The organism is Verrucosispora sp. WMMC514, assembly GCF_027497295.1.
GTDB classification, from domain to species: domain Bacteria; phylum Actinomycetota; class Actinomycetes; order Mycobacteriales; family Micromonosporaceae; genus Micromonospora; species Micromonospora palythoicola.
This window is the reverse complement of sequence record NZ_CP114906.1, coordinates 6,750,688-6,767,620: the sequence shown is the minus strand read 5'-3', so window position 1 is coordinate 6,767,620 and position 16,933 is coordinate 6,750,688. Positions and strand designations below refer to the sequence as shown.

Genomic DNA, 16,933 nt, shown 5'->3' with positions numbered 1-16,933 from the left:
TCACGACATCATCGTCTGGGCCAAGCCATGGTGGGTTCACGGTATCGATCACCCCACTGAGGTTCCCCCGATAACGCGGAGGGCGTTTTAGCAGGCTAGAGCCTGTTCGTGGGTGGTGTTCACGGGGTTCGGTGTATCGATGTTCTTTGTGTACCAGGCGGCTTCGTACTCGTCGGGTGACAGCCAGCCGAGGTCCTTCTGGATGCGTTCGCGGTTGTACCACCCGTCGATGTAGGCGAAGATCGCGTTCTCCGCTTCGTCTCGGGTACGCCACGAGGTGCGGTAGACCAGTTCGATTTTCAGGGTGCTGAAGAAGTTTTCCATCAGGGCGTTGTCGTAGGAGTCCCCGACGGAGCCCATCGAGGGCAGGATCCCGTTGTCTGCCAGGCGTTCGGAGAATTTGATCGCGGTGTAGGTCGATCCGCGGTCGCTGTGATGGATCAACTGACCGTCACGCACGTCGCGTGACCAGATCCCGTACTCGAGGGCGCCGAGGACGAGGTCGGTGTTGCACCGGTCGGAGGTTTTCCAGCCCACGATCCGGTTGGAGAACGCGTCGCGGACCGCGGCCAGCCAGAGCACACCATCACCGCAGGTGATTCGGGTCGCGTCGGCCACCCACAGCCGGTTCGGGGCGTCGGTGGTGAAGTTCCGGTTGACCAGGTCCGGTGCCGGATCGGCCTTCGGGTTCTGCTTCGTGGACCCGCCCCGCCAGCCCTTACGCAGGAAGGCTCCTTGCCGGTCGTGTTCACGCATCAGCCGCTCGATGCGCTTGCGGCCCACGCGGATGCCCCGGCGGGCGAGGGTGGCATGCACGCGCGGGCTGCCATACGTCTGCCCGGACCGGTCGTGGATGTCGACGATCTCCGACAGCAGCCCGCGGTCTTCGACCTCCCGCGGGCCGGGAGTGGCCTCGCGGGCCAGCCACCCGTAGTAGGTCGACGGGGCGATGTTCAGGACCCGGAGGACGGGCTCGACCCCGAAGCGGTCGCGCAGCTCGCTCACGAGCGTCATGACCGTCGCCGGGTCGGGTCGAGTTCCGATGCGAAAAAAGCGGACGCGGCCTTGAGGATCTCATTGGCTCGGCGCAGCTCAGCGACCTCCTTGCGGAGCCGGCGCAGTTCCTCGGCCTCGGCGGTGGTGGGCTGGTCGAAGCGCTCACCGTGATCAGCCTGGTCCTGGCGGATCCAGTTACGCAGCGCCTCGGGATGCACACCGAGTTGCTCGGCCAAGCGCTTGATCACCGGTTTGGGGTCGGACTCCCGGTAGAGCCGCACCGCACGCTGGCGCAACTCGTCCGGGTACTTACGAGGGGCGGGCACAGAAAACCTCCTGGTCAGGGCCTATCAGACCATGATCGAAAGTCTCCGAGCTATCGGGGGAACCTCAGGCCCGCTCCGACGGGGGTCGTTGTCGGAGCGGGCCATGAGAACTGGGTTCGCACTTCGCCGTCGGTGGAATGCTGTGCTCGCCACTGACGGTGTCCAGGCGTGACCAGGCAATCACGTGGGCGGGCGAGGGTCTGCTACGGGGACCCGTAGAGACCCTCGCGAACCGCACTGTCGATGACCCAGGCGGGTCGGCGCGCTGAGGATCTCAGGAGAGTCGCTACTGCTGCCGACGTCGGCGCCTCACTTCACGGGCATTTTCATTCTGAACAGTTCCTCTGCATTTCGGAACGCAATCTTTTCCTTGTCTTCGCGTGGCAAATCGACTCCGCGGAACCAATCGGTCTGCTCCTTTATGTCCGCGAACGGGTAGTCGGTTGCGAACATCACTCGATCCACGCTTATGTACTTCAGCAGGAGATTGAGCAGTTCGGTCTGGGGGAATGCGCTGGTTGTGATCCAGAAGTTGTCCTGGAAGTATTGCTCGAAGGGCTTCTTGAGCGAGTTTTCGGTCGGCTCGCCCATGTCATTGGCGATCCGCTCGTAGTAGAAGGGAAGGCCTTCGCCCATGTGGCCGATGATGATCTTCAGTTTGGGGAATCTGTCGAAAACTCCGTACGTGATCATTCGAATGCACTGGGTCAGTACCTCTTGGTGCCAGCCATATCCAGACCCGCTGAAAATGTAGGGTTGGTACTCCTTCGTGTATTCAGGTCGGGTGGTGCTGTAAAGGATCTCGAAGATCTCGTCAGCTGGATAGCCGGGATGTAGGTAGATCGGCACATCAAGAGCAACGGCACGTGCCAGCACGGGCTCGAAATCGGGATGATCGAGGTACTTCTTCGTGATATGTCCGTTGGTCAGTGCACCCAGGAAGCCATCTTCCCGAACCGAGCGTTCCAGCTCGTCCGCCGCCGCCTCGGGGCTCTGCAAGGGCAAGGTGGCGAAAGCCTTGAAGCGGCCCGGATATTTGGCGATTGGCCCGTCTACAAGTTGCCGGTTGAGGCGATAGGCAAGGTCGATGCCCCTTTTTCCGGGGACATTTTGTACGGACGGTGTATGAGCGGAGAGGATTTGAACGTCGAGTCCCCCCGCGTCCATGTCGCCGATGCGGCGTTGGCCTAGATCCGAAAGACCAATTTCCTCAAGGAACGCTATGTGATCCTCATTGATGGAGTTCAGCTTGAACAACGTGGGAGTCGAAAATGTCTCCTCGGTGCCGATGAAGGGCAGGTCCCGGTCTCGCTGGTAAATTTCCGCGGTCTTGTCCGCGTTCTGGTCCGGAGTCTTGTCATCGCTCGCTGCCGAGACAATCGCATGCGTGGACACGCCGGCGCCGATGCCGAGTGCCGTGGCGGCGGCCAGGAAGGTGCGGCGTCCCATTGGCTTCATGTCAGTCTCTCTTCAGGTGTTTGGGTGGTGTGGTATCCGTACGGCACCCGTCTGCGCGATGCTTCGGATCGAGCCTTCGTCGAACAGGTCTCCACCCGAGCCGTGCCCCCCGCTGCGACCTCGGCCGCTCCCGCCGAGGCACTGCCGGCCGGGACCAGGGGTTTTCGCGTCCTGCCCGGGGTCGAGGAACCGGTCGCTCGCGTGCGTGCTGTACGGGCCGGCCGCAGCGGGCCCCGCATTGTCGTGGGGGTGCGACCCGCAGGCGGCGACCGGGTATGCCGTCGCCAGAGCCATGGTGGCCGCCCCGAACCTCAATCGCCCGGGCGGCGCTTTTCCTGACGGCGCTGCATCCACTGTCATCACTAGCCCCTGTCGGCGGGTTACCTCGCTTATCTGACGCCGACTTCGTACCTGGTGAATCTGAGACGAACGTTAATGTTCTCAGGCCGGTTGTCCGAGCCAGGTGCCCGGCGCACGCTGTGCGGGTACAGGTCGCGGTGCACCAGTGGGTCGCCCTGTGCCGCGTTCAGCCCATGTTGCTCGATCGCGGCCAGTCGATCGAGGTGGTGCGCTGCCCACGTCGAGGCGGTGTGCAGCCGGGCGATGCTGGACGGATCGAGGGCGATGCCGGACCAGCCCGCCGAGTCGCGGGTGGTCGCGCGGCGGAACCTGGGCCGGCTCGGCGGGACGCTGCGTAGCGGCGCGGCTGGCGGCGTGAGCAAACGAGTTGAGCGCGGCCAGGCAGACGTCGGACGCCTGGGTCTTGGTGTCGCGGTGCAGGAGCTTTCCGCGTACGCGATGCCGTTGCCGGCCGATGGTCAGCTCACCGGCGTCGAGGTCGACGTCGGTCCAGGTGAGGCCGAGGGCATCTCCTGTCGCGGGCCGGTGACGAGGACCAGGGCGTACGGCCCGGACGTGGGTGAGGCTGGCCCGCAGCACGCCGAACCAGCGCCGACGGTCCTCAACGGATGGGCCGCTGACCTGCTGGAGTGCCGTTCCCTCAGTGCAACGGGTTTGGCGTGGAACGTATTCACGCAGGCACTCGATGGACGGGCGCGCCAACTGCGTCGAACAGCATGAAACTTCAGGTCAACAGGCATGAACCACCTGGAAGCGGCTGCTCGTTGTGTTGGCTTTCGTGGGTGACCTCTTTTGCCGTCCGGAGATCCGGACGGTGTCGAGTACAAAGTCCACCATGGATGTCGTAGGGGGCTTCGAGAGGTCTCTTGCCATCCGCTCTACACCGGTGTAGGACATGTAGTGCGCTGGTGTGAATGTGGACCGTCGTGGCTGTCGGGAAGGTTTCGGTGGCCGATCTCGATGGTGAGGCGCGTGCCTTCGATGCGGGAGGCCTTGACGCTCTGAGAGGGGCAGCAACGCGATGTCACACAGCAGTGGCCCCCGAACGACCAGCCTTGTCGCAGCCGCGGCTCTGGTGGTGGTGTCAGTCATCGCGGCCGCCCCGGCGGCTGCCGCGACCGACACGTGGCATTCGAACGACGACGTCTATCACTACTTCAAGGTGCCGCAGTCGCAGGCCAGCAGCATTGTCGGCGGAACGCCGGCAACGCTCGAACTGGAGGCGAACATCGGCCCGAGCGGCACCTGGTCGGCGCTCGCGCTCGACCCGAGCGGCTCGGACTACGCCGCGAACGTCGGTCCGCTCGATCCCGGGCTGTACTACTACCAGTACACCGCGACGATGCAGGACAGGTCGAAGGTGTCCTTCCGGCAGCCCGGCAGCCCGGTGGCGGTGACGTCGAAGCCAAACTGGAACACCTTCTTCGTGCCCGGTGAGTCGGTCGCGTGGATGGACGACATCGCCGCGGGCGGGACTGTGGAGGAACTGTCCTACCCGAGCGCGACAGCGGCGGAGGACCGTACCGCCCTGGTGTGGACGCCGCCCGGCTACGACTCCGCCCGGGCCGAGGCGTACCCGGTCCTGTACCTGCTGAGCAGCGAGGGTCAGACTGCTCGTGAGTGGCTGGAACTTGGCCGGGCGAAGCAGGTCCTCGACAACCTGGTCGCCGGCGGGGACGCCAAGCCGATGGTGGTCGTGATGGCCGACGCCAATTCCGCCGACCCCCGCGCCGAGCTGCTCGACGCCATCGTCCCGGCGGCACGGGCCGGCTACAACATCTCGTCTCGGCCCAAGGGTCAGGCGCTGGCCGGTGTCGCCACGGGTGCCGAGCAGGCGATCAGCATCCTCCGCAGCGATCCCGGCACATTCGCCTACGTCGGATCCTTCTCCGGCTCTGCCGACGGCCCGATCACCAGAGCGGAGGCCAAGGCGATCAACAAGGGCACCAAACTGCTCCGGGCATACGTCGGCAACACACTCGATCCGTCGTACAACGACAACTACGACCTGCTGGTGGACCTGAAGAAGTCCGGAGTGAGGTTCGAGTTCGACGGCGTCAACCCTGACGACGGCGCCACCTGGGACGCGTGGCGGGAGAACCTGCGAGACTTCGCCGCTCGGCTCTTCGGACAGAAGGTCCTCCGCCACGGCGCCAGCAAGGGACACCGCGCGCTGGCCCGGCCGTACGAGCCCCCCGCGGCCGGCTCGATCACCACCCCGCACATCGACCCGCACGGCATCGTCACGTTCGAGACCGGCACCCAGTGGGCTGGTGCCAAGGACGTCACGATCTGGGGCAACTGGGCTCCGAATGGCCAATGGTTCCGGATCCCGATGGACAAGCAGCCCGACGGCCGTTGGCGAATCACGGTTGGACCGCTCGACGGCTACCACTACTACCGGTACGTGGTCGACGGCGTCGACACGAAGGACCCGGCCGACACCGTCAACACCCACGTGATGGAGTCGCAGCTCTTCGTGCCGGGTAAGTCCGATGCGATGCTGGCCGATGTCCCCGAGAGCAGGGGCGGCACGGTCTCACTGATGACCTACGACGGAAGCCAGGGCACAGAGCGCTACGCGTACGTCTGGACGCCGCCAGGCTACGATGCTGACCGCGAAGCCGCCTACCCCGTGCTGTACCTGTACCACGGCGGGGGCCAGAATTACGGCAGCTGGCTCGAAACCGGGCGTGCCAAGCAGATTCTCGACAACAGCTACCTCAACGGGACAATGGCGCCGATGGTTGTGGTCATGCCCGACCAGAACGGCGTCGACTTCTGGACCGACCTCAGCCAGCACGTGATGCCGACCGCGGCGGAAAAGTACAACATCTCGACTGATCCGGATGAGCAGGCGCTCGCCGGTCTGTCCTGGGGAGGCATGAACACCCTCGGCACCTGGCTCGGCCACCCGGGCGAGTTCGCCTACGTCGGTGTCTTCTCGGGATTCCTGTTCTCCTACCCCAGCGGCGTCGACGTCCAGGCGGTCAACGAAGGCACCAAGCTGGCACGGCTGTACTCCGGTGACATCGACTTCACGTACACGTTCACCCAGAACACGATGCAGTGGCTGACCTCCCAGGGCATCGAATACGAGTACGCCGGCACCTGGGTCGGACCGCATGGCTTCGACATCTGGATGGCGAATCTGATCGACTTCGTACCGCGGATCTTCGCGCCCGAGTACCGGTTCGGCGGGGTGCGGCCACCGCTGGCCGGCGACGGCTCCGACATCGTCAAAGCCGGACGCGCCGTGCCGGTCAAGTTCACCCTGACCGGCGCAGACGGCGAGACGGTCACCGACGCGCGGCCGCGCGTCTACCTCGTGAGGAAGACCGACGGCGTGGCTGGCAACCGCGTTCCGGCCACGCCTGTCCAGAAGAGGGCGGACAACACCGCACGCTACAGCGCGGCAAGAAACCAGTACACCTTCCACTGGGACACCAGCGGGCTCGTCCCCGGTTCCTACGAGTTGCAGATCGACCCGGTCCGCGGCCGGGTTCACGCCATCGCCCTGACCATCAAGTGACCTTGCGTCGCGCGGCCGGCGCGCCCCGGATCGGGCGGGCCGGCCGCTGCGTCCCGGGGTCGTGAATGGTGCAGTCTTATACCCTGGCCGACGAATCGACGAGCGGCGGGAGGGGCTGTGGCGCGCAAGACCAACAGGTCGGCGACGATGCGCGACGTCGCCCGACTCGCCGGGGTATCGGTCAAGACGGTGTCCAACATCCTCAACGGCTATCAGTACGTGCGGCCGGAAACCCGTGAGCGGGTGGACGACGCGATCCGTGAGCTGGACTACCACGTGAATGTGTCGGCGCGGAACCTGAGCCGGGGCCGGACCGGGGCGATCGCTCTGGTGCTGCCGTCGCTGCGCGTTGTGTACTTCGCCGAACTCGCGGACGCTGTCATGCGAGAGGCATCCAGGCGGGGCCTGACCGTCTTCATCGAGCAGACCAACGCCGAGCGCGACCGCGAGTTGCGGGTACTGGACGGCAGCTACCGGTCACGCTTCGACGGCGTGCTGTACTCCCCGCTCGCGCTGGGCCAGAAAGACCTCCCGCTGTTCGACGTCGACTTTCCCCTCGTGCTCCTGGGCGAGCGGGTGTTCGATGGCGGCCTCGACCACGTCACGATGAGCAACATCGAGGGAGCACGTGCGGCGACCGAGCACGTCCTGGGCCGGGGTGCGACCACGGTAGTTCCCCTGGGAGTCAAGGACGACCCATCGCCGAGCAGCGGAACGCTGCGGTTCCAGGGTTTCCGGGACGCCCTCCAGTCACGAGGTTTCGACGTCGATCCACGCGCGATCATCGGTGTACCCGACTATTTCCACTCCACCGGCGCCACGACGATCGCTCGCATCCTGGACAGCGGCGTCAAGCCCGACGCGGTCGTGGCGTTCGCCGACACACTCGCGCTGGGTGCGCTCGCCGCCTTTCAGGACCGCGGCCTACGGGTTCCCGAGGACGTCCTGCTGATCGGCTTCGACAACATCGACGAAGCGAACTACTCCCGACCTCCGCTGAGCACCATCGACCCCGGACGCGACGTGATCGCACACCAGGCAGTCGCCCTGCTGGAAGAGCGGATCCAGCTCCAGTTCGACGGTGTGCCGCGAGAGGAACAGCCGGCGCCCCGGAGGGTAGTGGTCGAATTCGAACTGATCCAGAGACAGTCGACGCTGCGCTGAGGCCGCCCTGCCAGCGGTAGCGCAATTGCTACGACGGCGCCCGTCGGCGTACTGCTGTGACTGGCACTTCGCCCTGCTGCAGCGGCGCGTCACCGCCGGTCGCGCTCCTGCGCTCGGACGAAGATCACGACGACGCGAGCGTCTTCGTCGAACTCAAGGCGGACAGCTTCCTCGTTTCGCTGGGTCTGCCGCGGCTGCCGAGGGTTGGCTGAGCGGACCGACCCCCCAGCGTGGCGCTGAGCGTCGGTCACCGACGCTCAGGAGCGACGACCAGCCAACGCGCAGGGCGCGGCGCCGCGACTTCCGCGACCACTGCGAGAAATCGGACAGCCCACGGTGCGCGCACCGGCTATGGACTGTCCGGGGCGGGGCGACGGCCGTAGACTGACCCGGCTGTCCGGCATCCACTGGTATCTTGGGTTAGTTTGGGAAATTTGCTCCGTCTCCAGCCGCCGCGTTCGGAGCCGGTCAGGATCACTAGCGTGCGATTGTCCTATAGAGGAATCGATGGAAACCACGGTCGATGATTATCTGTCTCACCAATTGGATGTGAGCAAGATCAGCCTCGCCGAACTCCGGGAGGCGAGCCATGGCGCGTTCGTGCACTGCCTGGAGCGGATTCTCGACGAGCTGGACCGACCGCAGGACCCCGTCGCTGGTTTCACCTCCGCGATCTGAACCCCGTCGTGGTCACCGGCGCGCCACCGTCACTTCCCTCGCCGTCCGAATGGCCGCTCGGCGAGTCACCGCTCGACATCGCACCGGCCGGTTGGCGGCCCACCCCGTTCCACGACTTCGTCGTCAAGCTGCACAGTCGGTGCGACCTCGCCTGCGACTACTGCTACATGTACGAGCTGGCCGACCGTTCCTGGCGGGGCCGGAAGGCCTTCATGTCCGACGAGGTCGTCGACCTGGCGACCCGGCGCATCGCCGAACACGCCCGCGACCATCGCCTGTCGACGATCCGGGTCATCCTGCACGGCGGCGAGCCGCTGCTCGCCCCGCCCGCCACGTTGCAGCGGGTGGTGAGCACGCTGCGTGCGGCGCTGTCGCCCGGGACGGCGGCACAGTTCACCGTGCAGACCAACGGCACCCGCCTGACCGAGCAACGCCTGCGCCTGCTGAGCGCCGCCGGCCTGCGGGTCGGGGTCAGCGTGGACGGTGGCCGGGTGGCCAACGACCGGCACCGCCGGCATCTCGGCGGCCGGAGCAGCTTCCCCGCCGTCGACCGCGCGCTGCGGCTGTTGCGCGAGCAGCCCGATCTGTTCGCCGGCATCCTTAGCGTCATCGACCTGCGCAACGATCCGGTCGAGACCTACGAGACGCTGCTGGCGTACCAGCCCCCGGCCCTGGACTTCCTGCTGCCGCACGGCAACTGGAGCGAGCCACCGCCGGGTCGTCCGCCCGACGCAAGCACCCGGTACGGAGAGTGGCTCGTCGCTGTTTTCGACCGGTGGTACGACGCGCCCCGGCGGGAGACCCGCCTCCGCCTCTTCGAAGAGATCGCCGTGGGCGTACTGGGCGGCCACAGCAGGTCGGAGCAGATCGGACTGAGCCCCGTCGGGGTGATCGTCATCGACGTCGACGGGTCGCTCGAACAGGTCGACACGCTGCGCTCCGCCTACGAGGGCGCCCCGGCCACCGGCCTCAACCTGGCCGATCACCCGTTGGACGCCGCCCTGCGGCACCCGGCCGTCATCGCCCGACAGATCGGCGTGAAGGCACTCGCTCCGGCGTGTCTTGATTGTTCGGTTCATCCGGTCTGTGGTGGAGGGTACTATCCGCACCGATACCGTAAGGGCTCAGGATTCCGCAATCCCTCGGTCTTCTGCGCCGACCTGCGATATCTGATCGACCACATCGCCGGCCGCGTACAGGCCGATGTCGCCCAAGTGATGAGGCAACGCGCGTGACCGACGTGATCCGACTTCCCGCCCAGTCCTTCAGCCAGCTCGCCGCGGGTCACGGCGACGCCGAGACGATCGCCCGGCTCCGCCGCGGCCAGCTCAGCCGGCGGCTGTTCCTGCTGCGGGCACTGCTGGACGCCGACCCGTCCCCGGACACCGGGGCCTCGCTGGAGCTGCTCGTCCGCGCCCAGGCCCACCGGCCGGAGGCCGTCGACGAGGTACTGCTCGCGCCGCACGTCGGCTCCTGGCTGACGGTCACACTCCGGCACCTGCGGGCCGGCCCCGCCACGGTGCCGCCCCGCAGTCGCCGCTCCAGCGCCACCGACGGCACCGTCGCGGCCTCCCGCGACATCGGCCGGCTGGGCGAGATCGCCGTGGCCGCGGCGGCCCGGGCCGGGCTGGACTTCACGATCGAGCTGTCCAGCACCGACGGCCAGGTCATGCTGCCGACGTACGGACGCGCCGAGTCGGGGACCGGCAGCGTCACCGTCACCGCCGAGGACGGCCGGCTGCGGATCGGCCCGGTCCTGGTACCCACCGACCCGTCGGCGGACGCGCCAGGGTGGTCCGGCCTGCGCACGATCGCGGCCCAGGCCGCCGGCTGCACGCTGCGGCTGATCGTCGACGACCTCGACCCGTGCCGCGACATCCATCAACTCCGGGCGGCGGGCCGGCTCACCGACCTCGAGCTGGCCGGGTGGCAGGCGGCCCTCGACGAGGCGTGGCCGGTGCTCGTGCGGTGGCACCCCGGCTACGCCGAGGGGATCGCCGCGGGACTCACCACGATCGTCCCGCTGGTCGCCCCCGAGGAGAGTTACGGCGTCAACGCGACCGCCATGGAGTCGTTCGGCGCCGTGTCCCTGACCCCACCCACCGATCCACTCGCCCTGGCGGCGGCGCTGGTACACGAGTGGCAGCACGCCAAACTCGGGGCGCTGCTCGACCTGATTCCGCTGCATCACGCCGATCCGGAACCCCGGCACTACGCGCCGTGGCGCGACGATCCCCGGCCGCTCGGCGGGCTGTTGCACGGTGTCTACGCCTTCTTCGGGGTCACCGACTTCTGGCGGGTGCAACGGCACGTCCAGCGCGACGCCGCCGCCCGGTTCGCCGACTTCGAATTCGCCCGCTGGCGCTCCATGGTCTGGCAGACCACCCAGCTGCTGCACGGGGTCCCGAACCTGACCGCGGAGGGCCGGCGGTTCCTCGCCATGCTGACCGAACGGCAGCGCCGCTGGCTCGCGGAACCCGTCTCCCCGGCTGCGGCCTCGCTGGCCCGGCAGGTCACTGCCGAACACCGGCTCGGCTGGCGCCTACGCAACCGGATGCCCGATCCGCACCGGGTGCGCCTGCTGGCGGACGACTGGCTGGCCGGGGCAGCGCCCTCACCCGGGCCGATCTCCGCCGTGCTGACCCACGAAGTCGGTTGGACCTCGACCCACAACGTCCGATTCGACCTGGCCGGACTCCAGATGGCAGATCCGGAGGGCTTCGACCAGCTCTGCACCGACCCGACCCAGGTGACCACGCAGGTACCACAGGCGTCCGCCGGCGACATCGCGCAGATCCTCGGCGACCACGCGACCGCCCGCGCCGCCTACCTCCGCCAGATCCTCGACCAGCCGGACGAGCCACGGTCCTGGGTCGGTCTGGCGATCCTCACCGAGCTGAGCGGCGACGGCGCGGACGGGGAGACCGCCGCGCTGCACCAGATGCCGGAACTCGTCGCCGCGCTGCACCGCGAGATCCGGCGTCGCGGCGCCGACGCACCGGACCCGCTCCGGCTGACCCGCTGGCTGCGCCCCCTCGTGGACGAGGCGCCCGAGGCGGTCAGCCCGGCGGCGGGCGCCCCGCTCGCCGCCCGGGCCTAGCCGCCGTCCTCCCGAACCCGCCAGTGCTCACGTCGGAGGCGGGTCGATCGGGATCGACACCCGATGGCTGGCCAGCAGTTCGGCCGCGTCCGGGTGGTCCAGGCCGACGGTCCGCTCGTACCCGGCGATGGCCGCGTCGCGCAGCTCCCGGGCGGCCGGCCGGTCGCCGAGCGCCGACAGCTCGATCGAGAGGTTCGCGGCGCAGATCAACGTCTCCGGGTGATCCTGGCCGTTCACCTGCCGGGCCGCCGTCAGGGTCTCCCGCAGTAGCGAAGCCGCTCCGGCATGGTTTCGGCTGGCAGCGAGATCGTTGGCGAGGTTGATCATCGCACAGAGGGTGTACGGGTGCTCCATCCCGAGCCCGGCACGGAGTCCGGCGACCGCCCGCTCGTCGAGCCGGCGCCCTTCGGTGTAGTCCCCGAGTAGGCGGAACACGATCGCCAGGTTCGTCATGCAGACGTACGTGAAGGGGTGTTCGTCGCCCAGGACCCGCTGGTAGCCGGTCAGCGTCTCCTCGCCCAGCACCCGGGCCTCGGCCAGGGCCCGGGCCCGCGCCACCCGCTCCTGCTCGGTGCGGGGCAGGATGTTGAACAGCGTCATCGCCGCCGAGATCGTGTCGGCGTGGTTCTCCCGGAACCGGCGCAGGCACAGCGAGTACACCTCGCGAGCCACCGTCAGCGCCTCGCTGTAGAGACCGGTCTTGCGCAGCGTGACCGCGTGCAGCCGGGTCGCCCGCAGCACGTTCGAATGGTCCGGCCGCAGGCTTCCCCGGTGCAGCGGCAGCCACTGCCGCTGCAACCGCAGCGCCTCGTGGTAGCGGCCCAGCCCGTCCAGATCCCGGGAGAGTAGGGTGGCCGTGAACAGGGTGTACGGGTTCGTGTCGCCTAGCACCCGCCGGTAGCGCGCCCAGTTGTCCTCGTCCGTGCGCCGCGCCCGCTCGAAGTCGCCGAGCAACCGGTAATCGACGGCGAGGTTGTTCGCACAGCGCAGGGTGTCCGGAGCGTCCTCACCGAACACCCTGCGGTGCGCCTCGAGCAGCCCCTCGTCCAGTTCGCGGGCCCGCTGCCACTCGCCGAACAGCCTCAGGTCCGCCCCGAAACTGTTGGCCAGCGCCAATGTGTGTTCGTGGTCGGGCCCGAGCGTGTCGCGGGCGATCTCGTACGTCCGTTCGTTCAACCGCCTCGCCTCCTGCGGATTGCCGGTGGAGCGCAGCGCGTTGGCGAGGAACCGGGCGGTGATGATGGTCTGCTCGTTGGCCGCCCCCAGCTTCTCCAGCCACCGGCGGTACGCGATCGAGCCGAGCTCGCGGCTGCTTTCGTAGTCGCCGCTGACGTAGAGGTAGCGGATCTGGTCGAGCACCACCTTGCGGATGTCGTCGGATTCGCCGTCGATCGCCCCGGAGGCCAGCACGTGCGGGTTGAGTTCCGCGTGCCGGGGCCAGATCTCCTGGTCCTCGGTCGGATCACCGGGGTTCGCGGCGGCGAGGAGCTTCTGCACGGCGGTGCGGTAGGTCTCCCGGTCGGCCGGGGTGAGCCGGTCCCGCAGGATCGCCTGCACCAGGCGGTGGATCTGGATGCTGTTGCGGGTCGCGTCCACCTTCGCCAGGCCGTACTTGCCGATGTCTCGCACCGCCCGGCGCAACTGGATGTCGTCCCGGACGGTGGCGTCGAGCAGGCTGGGCAGCCCGGCGTAACGCCCCATCGGCAGCAGTCTGATCGAGATGGGCTCCGAACCGAGGAAGGCGCACAGCTCCAGCAACTGCAACGCGGCGGGGGTCTGCTCGGCCAGCTGGTCGAATGCCAGCCCCCAGGTGATCACCACCGGCGTCGAGTACGACGCGGGTGAACTCTCCCGCAGCAACAGGCCGACCCGTTTTTCCAACTGGCCGAGGTACTCGTCGATCGGGGTGCCGGTCGCCAGCATCCAGGCCGCCGCCTGCTCCAGGGCCAGCGGCAGGTCCCCCAGCTGCTCCGCCAGCCGGTCGGTGTCCCCGTCGTCCAGCTCCGGCAGCCGCCGCCGGATCAGCTCGATACTCTCCTCCCGGGTGAAGACATCCACCTCGATGCTGTCCGCCACCCCGGCCCAGTTGTGGTTGCGGGAGGTGATGAGCACATGCCCGCCGGGGTTGCTGAGGAACGGCATCAGGTCCTCGGCCCGGGTCGCGTTGTCGAAGACCAGCAGCCACCGGCCGTACGGTCGTCCGGTGCGCAATGCGTCGTACACGGTCTCCAGGGCCTGCGACACGTCGACGTCGTCGCTGACCAGATCGAGCTTGCGGGCCAGGGCGACGAGCGACTCCCGGATCCGGGTCGGCTGTTCGGCCGGAACCCACCAGATCAGGTCGTAGTCGCTGGCGTACTTGTAGACGTACTCCACGGCGAGCTGGCTCTTGCCGACTCCGCCGAGGCCGTGCACGGTGTGCGGCAGCACCGCGGTGACGTTGTCGGTCAACCGCTGGCGCAGCACGTTGAGCAGTTCTTCCCGCCCGGTGAAGTCCGGGTTGCGGGGCGGCACGTTCCCGAACACCGCCGGCTGCTCCCCGACACTGGAACGGCCCCGATCTCCTGGAGCGGTCGGTGCGGTCATGTCGTCCCCCTCTTCGGGTGTCGCCGCGATCGGTAGTCGCCGGTCGGTCCGCTGCATTGGCGTGGCTGGCGGGCCGAGGGCGGCCGGAGCCAGCCGCCGCGCGAGTTCCGAGTACCGGCCTCCCAGGCTGCGCAGCACGGTGTAGGCCACCTCTGCGAACGGGCGGCCCAGTCGGGTCGCCAGCCGGCTCGAGACCTGTCCGGCGAGCAGCGCCGGAAAGTCCAGAGCCGCGCCCATGTGCTCGTTGACGTAGCGGGAAACGACGTCGAGGATCCGCAGCGCCTCACCGACCCGTAGTCCGGAGAGTAGTTCCTGCCGTACGCCGGGAAGGAACTCGTAGCGGGCCTGTTCGACCGGCGTGTCCTCGGTCCAGCCCGCCGCGTGGCGCAGCAGCCCGCTCAGGTAGACCTCGGCGAGGTCCTGCGGCTGTGAGCGTGGCAGCATGAGGCGTTGCACCAGGCGCATCACCGGCAGTGTCAGCGGTGCGGCGGCAAGGAACTCGGCGAGTTGACGGGCCTCGTCTGAGGCCACCGCCCGGAACCGGGCGACCCGCTGGGCCGGCGTCAGGTCCAGCAGCTCCGACGGCGGTGGCTCCCGCAGCGGGTCAACGAGCAGCGGACGAGGGTCGGTGGTCAGCAGCGCGACCGCCGCGACCGGGCCGAGGGTGCGGCCACTGACCAGGGCGGCCCCGGCGGCGAACCATCGCGGTGCCAGTTCCAGCACCGGTATCGCGACTGCACCGCGCGGAAGGTGATCCGGCACCTCGTCACGCAGGCGGGGATGCAGTTGCGCCGCCGGTGCCCCAGGCCGGGTCGGCCGGACCAGCACGGGGTACAGCGTCGGGCGGCAGCGGTGCCACAGCCGCTGTGGCAGCGGCTGGACCACGGCGACCGGGCCGGAGCGGCCCCAGATCGCGAGCCACCGTCGTAGCTCGGGAGCGTCCCAGATGGCGCCGATGCAGTCGCTCACCACCATCGTCAACTGCCGGCCCTCCGGGTCGACCAGCTCGCGCGGGTCCCGTGCGGTGCTGCCGCCGCCGGAGGTCAAAATCGGCCGGTGGCCCTTGGCGTCCGGCCGCACGTACCACACCTGGATGCGCCGGAACGTGTGCACCCGCATCCGCTCGACGAGGGTCCGGATCTCGGTCGCCGTCGCCTCCCAGACCACCATCGACGGGCTGCCGTCGACCAGCAGTACGAGATCCAGCCACGGCTCGGTGACCGGGGTGAGGCACGGTTGGAGCATCCGGGCCTCAGCCGACCGGCGGGCCGTCTCTGCCTCGTCGAGCCGCACGGCGTGCCGGGCGGGCACGGGCCGGCGCAGCGGGGCCAGCGCCCGGGCGATCTCCCGGGCGTGCGGCAGGGCGGGCACCCCGGGAGTGCGTACCGGCAGCGAGGACGGGTCGCGAGGCCCGTTGGCGGGCGGCGGCAGGTAGAGCCTGGCGGACGGCTCCGTCTCGGACACCGCGGGCGTCTCCGGCCGGGCGGGCTGCCGGGCCGGGGAGGTGGACGGCGGCGACGCCGGTGACTCGGGTGGCGCCCCCGGTGGTGCGTCGCTCGCCGTCGCGGCCGGCCCGGCTCGGGGCGGTCCCGGCTGGCGGGGCAGGAAGCGGGCCAGCCAGATCGCCTCGGCGTACTCCTCGGCCGTCAGGGCCGAGGGAGCGCCGCCGAGGGCGGTGACCAGCCGATCGATCATAGGGTGCCGGCCGCTTCGAGGTCCCGGATCAGGTTCGCCCGCAGCCGGGCGCGGGTCGACTCGGGCGGTCGCACCCCGGAGGTGACCAGGAAGATCGCGTTCAGCAGCTGGTCCGTGGCCACCGCACCCCGGTCGCGCATGTCGAGGAAGTGCGTGATCAGGTCGGCGCTGGCGGCCACCGCCTCCTCGCCGAGCATCGAGGTGATGATCTGGGCCAGGGCCTGCTCGTCCGGGGGCTGGATGTCCAGTCGCAGACAGCGGCGCAGGAAGGCGGATGGGAACTCCCGCTCGGCGTTGCTGGTGATGACGACGACCGGGAAGGCGGCGCAGCGGACCTGGCCGCGCCGTACCGGTGCCCGCAGGGTGCCGTCGCTGGTCATCACCTCCGCCAGGCTCTGGTCCTCCGGCAGCCGGGCCAGTTCCGGGATCTCGAACCGGCCCTCCTCGAAGACGTTGAGCAGGTCGTTGGGGAGCCCCAGGTCGCTCTTGTCCAGCTCGTCGATCAACACCACCCGTGGACGTGCCCAGGGCAGGAGTGCCGTGCCCAGCGGGCCGAGCGTCAGGTAGCGGCCGATGTCCGGTATCTCCTCGGTCCGCCCGGTGGACTGGAAGAGGTTCGTCTCCTGGAGTCGGCCGATCGCGTCATAGCGGTAGAGGCCGTCGTCCACTGTGGAGCGGCTGGTCACCGGCCAATAGAGCACCGGCCCGAGGCCCAGCTCGTACGCGACGCTGTAGGCGAGGGTGGACTTTCCAGTGCCCGGCTTGCCCGTCACCAGGAGCGGGCGGCGCAGGTAGAGCGCGGCGTTCACCATCTCGATCGCCTCGTCGGTGATCTGGTAGCCACGGGCCCGCTCGGCGCCCTGCCGGTCCTCCGGCAGCGCGGAGGTGATCAGTGGCCCGCCGCCGAACCGCCGCCACCGGGGCGGCTCGGGGAGCCGTTCGATGCCGTTGTGCGGCCGTCCGGTGCCGAGGTAGATCCGCCAGTCCTCGCCGTCGCCCGTGGCAAAGTCCTCCGGCTGCGGTGGTGATTCCAACACG

Annotated in this window: 11 protein-coding genes and 1 other annotated feature; of the genes, 6 read left to right on the top strand and 5 right to left on the bottom strand. The window is 68.6% G+C overall.

What is annotated here, in order from left to right; translation table 11 throughout:
* Positions 1 to 87: 87 nt before the first annotated feature.
* From O7597_RS31260 to O7597_RS31250, 3 genes are all read right to left on the bottom strand, one after another.
* On the bottom strand, positions 88 to 1,014 hold the full coding sequence (locus O7597_RS31260; RefSeq protein WP_281580763.1) for an IS3 family transposase: 927 nt from the start codon (positions 1,012 to 1,014) through the stop codon (positions 88 to 90).
* Positions 943 to 1,056, bottom strand: a sequence feature (AL1L pseudoknot). (Overlaps the previous gene by 72 nt.)
* A complete protein-coding gene (locus O7597_RS31255) occupies positions 1,011 to 1,322 on the bottom strand; it encodes a transposase (RefSeq protein WP_269742286.1) in 312 nt (103 codons plus the stop codon). It overlaps the preceding feature by 46 nt. The genes O7597_RS31260 and O7597_RS31255 overlap by 4 nt, the downstream gene beginning before the upstream one ends.
* 309 nt (positions 1,323 to 1,631) lie before the next feature.
* The gene (locus O7597_RS31250) at positions 1,632 to 2,780 is read right to left on the bottom strand and encodes an amidohydrolase family protein (RefSeq protein WP_281581597.1); all 1,149 of its coding nucleotides are present in this window, start codon (positions 2,778 to 2,780) and stop codon (positions 1,632 to 1,634) included.
* A 624-nt stretch (positions 2,781 to 3,404) separates the two neighbouring features.
* Here O7597_RS31250 and O7597_RS31245 point away from each other — a divergent pair.
* The 6 genes from O7597_RS31245 to O7597_RS31220 all read left to right on the top strand — a co-directional run bounded on the left by O7597_RS31245 (position 3,405) and on the right by O7597_RS31220 (position 11,614).
* Positions 3,405 to 3,860 (top strand): hypothetical protein, encoded by a 456-nt coding sequence (locus O7597_RS31245; RefSeq protein WP_281581596.1) that lies wholly within the window; start codon positions 3,405 to 3,407, stop codon positions 3,858 to 3,860.
* A gap of 301 nt (positions 3,861 to 4,161) precedes the next feature.
* Positions 4,162 to 6,672, top strand: coding sequence for an alpha/beta hydrolase-fold protein (locus tag O7597_RS31240; protein ID WP_281581595.1), 2,511 nt, complete (start codon positions 4,162 to 4,164; stop codon positions 6,670 to 6,672).
* A gap of 117 nt (positions 6,673 to 6,789) precedes the next feature.
* Positions 6,790 to 7,836: a LacI family DNA-binding transcriptional regulator gene (locus O7597_RS31235; RefSeq protein WP_281581594.1), complete on the top strand. Its 1,047-nt coding sequence runs from the start codon at positions 6,790 to 6,792 to the stop codon at positions 7,834 to 7,836.
* Between the two features lie 507 nt (positions 7,837 to 8,343).
* Positions 8,344 to 8,514, top strand: coding sequence for an FxSxx-COOH cyclophane-containing RiPP peptide (gene fxsA / locus O7597_RS31230; RefSeq protein ID WP_269742281.1), 171 nt, complete (start codon positions 8,344 to 8,346; stop codon positions 8,512 to 8,514).
* An 8-nt stretch (positions 8,515 to 8,522) separates the two neighbouring features.
* The gene (locus tag O7597_RS31225) at positions 8,523 to 9,749 is read left to right on the top strand and encodes an FxsB family cyclophane-forming radical SAM/SPASM peptide maturase (protein WP_281581593.1); all 1,227 of its coding nucleotides are present in this window, start codon (positions 8,523 to 8,525) and stop codon (positions 9,747 to 9,749) included.
* Positions 9,746 to 11,614 carry an HEXXH motif domain-containing protein gene (locus tag O7597_RS31220; RefSeq protein WP_281581592.1) on the top strand — a complete coding sequence of 623 codons (1,869 nt, stop codon included), beginning with the start codon at positions 9,746 to 9,748 and terminating at the stop codon, positions 11,612 to 11,614. The genes O7597_RS31225 and O7597_RS31220 overlap by 4 nt, the downstream gene beginning before the upstream one ends.
* 27 nt (positions 11,615 to 11,641) lie before the next feature.
* Here the strand turns inward: O7597_RS31220 and fxsT are convergent, their stop codons facing one another.
* Positions 11,642 to 15,895 carry an FxSxx-COOH system tetratricopeptide repeat protein gene (fxsT, locus tag O7597_RS31215; RefSeq protein ID WP_281581591.1) on the bottom strand — a complete coding sequence of 1,418 codons (4,254 nt, stop codon included), beginning with the start codon at positions 15,893 to 15,895 and terminating at the stop codon, positions 11,642 to 11,644.
* Positions 15,892 to 16,932 (bottom strand): MoxR family ATPase, encoded by a 1,041-nt coding sequence (locus tag O7597_RS31210; protein ID WP_281581590.1) that lies wholly within the window; start codon positions 16,930 to 16,932, stop codon positions 15,892 to 15,894. The genes fxsT and O7597_RS31210 overlap by 4 nt, the downstream gene beginning before the upstream one ends.
* Between the last annotated feature and the right edge of the window lies 1 nt (position 16,933).